Raw genomic sequence first — 1,053 nt, forward strand, 5'->3', positions numbered from 1 at the left:
TCGGTCGCGACGGCGATGATTCCGTTCCTGGAGCATGACGACGCCAACCGGGCGTTGATGGGTTCGAACATGCAGCGTCAGTCGGTGCCGCTGTTGCGTAGTGAGGCGCCGCTGGTCGGGACGGGTATGGAGTACCGTGCCGCGACCGATGCGGGTGATGTGATCACTGCGGAGAAGGCGGGTGTGGTCGAGGAGGTCTCGGCCGACTACGTCACGGTGATGAACGATGACGGGACCCGGACGACGTATCGGGTGTCGAAGTTCAAGCGGTCCAACCAGGGCACGTGCTTCAACCAGAAGCCGATCGTGGACGAGGGCCGGCGGGTCGAGGTCGGTCAGGTGATCGCCGATGGGCCGTGCACCGATGACGGTGAGATGGCGCTGGGCAAGAACCTGCTGGTGGCGTTCATGCCGTGGGAGGGCCACAACTACGAAGACGCGATCATTCTGTCGCAGCGGCTGGTGCAGGACGATGTGCTGTCCTCGATCCACATCGAGGAGCACGAGGTCGACGCCCGGGACACCAAGCTGGGTCCTGAGGAGATCACCCGTGATATCCCGAACGTGTCCGAGGAGGTCCTGGCCGACCTGGACGAGCGGGGGATCATCCGGATCGGTGCCGATGTGGTGCCCGGTGACATCCTGGTCGGCAAGGTCACTCCGAAGGGGGAGACCGAGCTGACGCCCGAGGAGCGGCTGCTGCGGGCGATCTTCGGTGAGAAGGCGCGTGAGGTGCGCGACACCTCGCTGAAGGTGCCGCACGGTGAGCAGGGCAAGGTCATCGGGGTGCGGGTGTTCTCCCGTGACGACGGTGACGAGCTGCCGCCGGGGGTCAACGAGCTGGTCCGGGTGTACGTGGCGCAGAAGCGCAAGATCACCGATGGGGACAAGCTCGCGGGCCGGCACGGCAACAAGGGCGTCATCTCCAAGGTGCTGCCGGTGGAGGACATGCCGTTCCTGGAGGACGGCACCCCCGTCGACATCGTCCTGAACCCCCTGGGCGTGCCCGGCCGCATGAACGTCGGACAGGTCCTGGAGACCCACCTCGGCTGG

The 1,053-nt window shown here is 65.9% G+C and carries 1 pseudogene; it reads left to right on the plus strand.

Annotation, left to right across the window (positions count from 1 at the left end):
• Positions 1 to 1,053 (plus strand): annotated as a pseudogene (locus AB0H37_RS45060) (DNA-directed RNA polymerase subunit beta); the annotation flags it as partial.

This window comes from Actinomadura sp. NPDC023710, assembly GCF_040639875.1.
In the GTDB taxonomy this organism is placed as follows: Bacteria; Actinomycetota; Actinomycetes; order Streptosporangiales; family Streptosporangiaceae; genus Spirillospora; species Spirillospora citrea.